This is a genomic window from Winogradskyella sediminis (assembly GCF_003387355.1).
GTDB lineage: Bacteria > Bacteroidota > Bacteroidia > Flavobacteriales > Flavobacteriaceae > Winogradskyella > Winogradskyella sediminis.
In genome coordinates, this window is sequence record NZ_QUNH01000018.1 from 1 (window position 1) to 3,205 (window position 3,205).

Sequence of the window (3,205 nt, forward strand, 5' to 3'; positions counted from 1 at the left end):
AGGTCTAAAAGCCTCATAGAACTGTACGAAATCTGTGTAGAAAAGAGAGGGGATTTTCAATGTTGACGAAGTCTAAAGCTTCTGCGTATATATTAACCTTACTCCTCTCTTTTGTTCTTTCTAATTTATCCTTAAATTTAATGAATTGTAAACTTAAGATGTATATAATTTATAGCTGCTTCTAGCCTACTCACGAAAAACCTCGCGGTTTTTCTATTTCGATTATTATTTGTTAACTTACTGGCTCAAACAACGCTACAAATCATATACTAAACCGTTGGCAACAAGCTGAACTCACTCAAATGGAACGTCGAACGATAATAATAATTGGATTTCTATTCTGTTTAATCGGAATTTTTATCGCGCCATTGTTTTATGAAAACGCACAATACGGAGAAATTTTCTTTTTACTGATTTTATATCCACTTCCAGCTCTGATTTTAGCAATACTTAACGGATATTTACTTTGGTTTACTGAATTGAAAACTCAAAATCTGATTTCGAAAATCGGAATTGGACTCATTCCCATTCTACTCATGACTTTACTCGCTTTTGGAAAAGAATCGCCAATTCAATTTATAGCGACATTTGGAATTATTGGAATTGGAGTGACTAATCTAATTTGGATTGCGAAATTGACTAAAAAACTAACCCAAACTCAATCTCTAAATGAATAATATAAATTTTAAAAAATGGGCATTCCATTTTATGATATGGATTTTAATAATTAATGTTATTTCTTTTTACTTAACAATCAGCTATACGAGTTTATTTAACGAACAAGACAACACAGGAACAGTTCTCTTTTATTTTGGAATTTTAGCAACAATATTACTATTATTGAGTCTTATTTTTATAATTTTTAGCAGCATAAAAAAAGAGAAAAAGAATTATCAATATTGGACTTCAATAGTCGGACTTGTAATTTTCGGAATTTTGCCAATTTTAGCAAGTTTATTCTGAAATTGACTTTTGAGAATAGTTGAACTGAATAAATAAAAGCCAATTGCCAACAATGTGTATAATTCATTGCTAGTTCTAGCCTACTTACGAAAGTCCTCGCGGACTTTCTATCTTTGATTTATTTGCTAACTTTAGTGCTTAAACACGCAACGAAATCATACACAAACACGTTGGCAACAAGCTGAAAAAATTCGTTAAACCAAGAAAGATATTGATTGAATTTGATAATTTAGTATCTTTGATAAAAAGAAACTCGAAATGAATATAGAAGCTCGTAAAATAGAATTTATTCAAGAATTCCTAAAACTTCAAAGCGAGGAAGCAATTTCCAAGCTTGAGAAAATATTGAAAAAGGAAAAAGGCACTTCTGACGAAAGGCTTCTTAAGCCTATGACCATTGATGAGTTAAACAAACGAATTGACAAATCAGAATCGGATTTCAAAAACAATCGGTTTAAATCAAGTTCTGAACTTTTAGCCAAATACGAATAATGAATTTTAAAATTATTTGGTCAGACTTTTCGGAAACTCAACTTGACGAAATTTATGAATATTACGAAAAGAAAGCAAGTTTAAAAGTTGCTACTAAAATTGTAACTGGAATAATTAAAGAATCGGAAAAATTAATCAAAGCATCCTTTATTGGACAAGAAGAAGAATTACTTAAAGATAGAGAAATTCAATATCGTTATTTGGTTTTCAAAAACTACAAAGTCATATATTCGGTTGATGAACAAAACGGATTTATAAAAATTGCTGATATTTTTGATACTCGCCAAAACCCACCGAAAATGAAACGAACAAAATAAAGCCTGATTGCCAACACCGTGTATAATTAATTGCTTAATTGAGCATACTTGCGAATATTCCTGCGGAATATTCACGGGTTCGTAAATGTTTGCTAACTTAGTCGCTAAACCACGCAACTAACCATACACAAACACGTTGCAAAACATTGCGGAACGCACTCTGAACAAAAAAAAGCGTAGTTCTATTTCCGATTTTTTTTTGAATTTTAAGAAAGATAAAACCAAAAAATCATATTGCTGAATTTCTGAAATTTGGCTGAATCCTCACTCAAATTCTGAATGACAAACTTTGCGGAAATTAGCAAATTTCGGATTTGCTTACTCTTCCGAAGCGTCGGAACGGAATTAATAAACGTAGCGGAAATCGAGTTGAACGTGGAAATTCACTCTTGCGGAATTTAACACTCAAACGGAATTAAAAATCATTTCGGAATAAAACGCAAACTGAACTCACTCAAACGCTGACAATCGGAAAGCTGAATTGAACAGAATAATCTGAATTCTGAAAAACAACGATTTTGCAACGTGCTTGTATATGAAATGTTGCGTGTTTGTGTGCGAGGATTTTCCGAAGGAAAATCAGAAGCTAGCAAACGAGCAACTAACTTTGGTTTAGGTAAAACTAGCAATTTTTTATATACTGTGTTGGCAACTGGCTTTTTATTCCGTTATACATTTTGTTTTATATTCAGTTCTTTATTTTGATTGATATTCTTTAATATTAAATAAGTCAGGACTATAGATGAAATCAGAAATGGAATACTTGTCCAAAAAGCTAATTCATAAAGTGAGTCATAATTCCAATTTCCTGAAGTTAGAAAATAAACCGAAATCCATAAAAGTAAAAGCCCGATTAATCCAGTCAAGTTTTTAGTCCGATTTGGTTTCACAAACAGGCTCAAAATCAGTAATATTTTTCCAATCAAAGATATAAGTCCGATTGACATAATATTATCATCAAAATTTCCATTTAATGTAAATCCGTAATTGTCAATCAAATTCGGAATACTCGCAATATCAATCATTCCCATAATTCCAATTCCGTGTCCAGCTCCGATTATTATGAACGAATGGATTAGTATTGTAAATATTTTAACTTTCTTAATGTCGTTCATTCTTCAGCTTGTTGCCAACAACGTGTATAAAAAATTGCTTATTTTGGCTAAAACAAATGGTAGTTGCTCGTTTGCTTGCATCTGATTTTCCTTCGGAAAATCCTCGCGCACAAACTTCGCAACTTTCCATACACAAAACCGTTGTAGTGCATTTGAGAAAAATGAGAAATACATTGATAAATAGAACATTTAATACACCTTTAGGAATTATTTCTTGTGATTTAAATTATACGTTTATCGAATTACAAAATTCTGGTAGCTATAAAAATGGAACTTATGAAAAATTCAAGACTTCAGCGCACGATATTGAGCTAATTG

The 3,205-nt window shown here is 31.5% G+C and carries 4 protein-coding genes; 3 read left to right on the plus strand and 1 reads right to left on the minus strand.

The features are described from left to right. Positions 1-302 precede the first annotated feature (302 nt). From C8N41_RS16625 to C8N41_RS16640, 3 genes are all read left to right on the plus strand, one after another. The gene (locus C8N41_RS16625) at positions 303-677 is read left to right on the plus strand and encodes a hypothetical protein (protein ID WP_115840100.1); all 375 of its coding nucleotides are present in this window, start codon (positions 303-305) and stop codon (positions 675-677) included. 544 nt (positions 678-1,221) lie between these two features. Then, complete coding sequence (locus C8N41_RS16635; protein ID WP_115840102.1) at positions 1,222-1,455, plus strand: hypothetical protein; 234 nt, start codon at positions 1,222-1,224, stop codon at positions 1,453-1,455. Beyond that, positions 1,455-1,772 (plus strand): type II toxin-antitoxin system RelE/ParE family toxin, encoded by a 318-nt coding sequence (locus C8N41_RS16640; protein ID WP_115840103.1) that lies wholly within the window; start codon positions 1,455-1,457, stop codon positions 1,770-1,772. Before C8N41_RS16635 ends, C8N41_RS16640 begins: the two co-directional genes overlap by 1 nt. Positions 1,773-2,440: 668 nt before the next feature. On the opposite strand, the gene C8N41_RS16645 is transcribed toward C8N41_RS16640, so the two are convergent. Beyond that, positions 2,441-2,887 (minus strand): hypothetical protein, encoded by a 447-nt coding sequence (locus C8N41_RS16645; protein ID WP_115840104.1) that lies wholly within the window; start codon positions 2,885-2,887, stop codon positions 2,441-2,443. Positions 2,888-3,205: the final 318 nt, after the last annotated feature.

Bases quoted from the DNA above. Each gene is read 5' to 3' on its own strand.
- C8N41_RS16645 (WP_115840104.1), bottom strand. From the start codon at position 2,887: ATGAACGACATTAAGAAAGTTAAAATATTTACAATACTAATCCATTCG.
- C8N41_RS16635 (WP_115840102.1), top strand. From the start codon at position 1,222: ATGAATATAGAAGCTCGTAAAATAGAATTTATTCAAGAATTCCTAAAA.
- C8N41_RS16640 (WP_115840103.1), top strand. From the start codon at position 1,455: ATGAATTTTAAAATTATTTGGTCAGACTTTTCGGAAACTCAACTTGAC.
- C8N41_RS16625 (WP_115840100.1), top strand. From the start codon at position 303: ATGGAACGTCGAACGATAATAATAATTGGATTTCTATTCTGTTTAATC.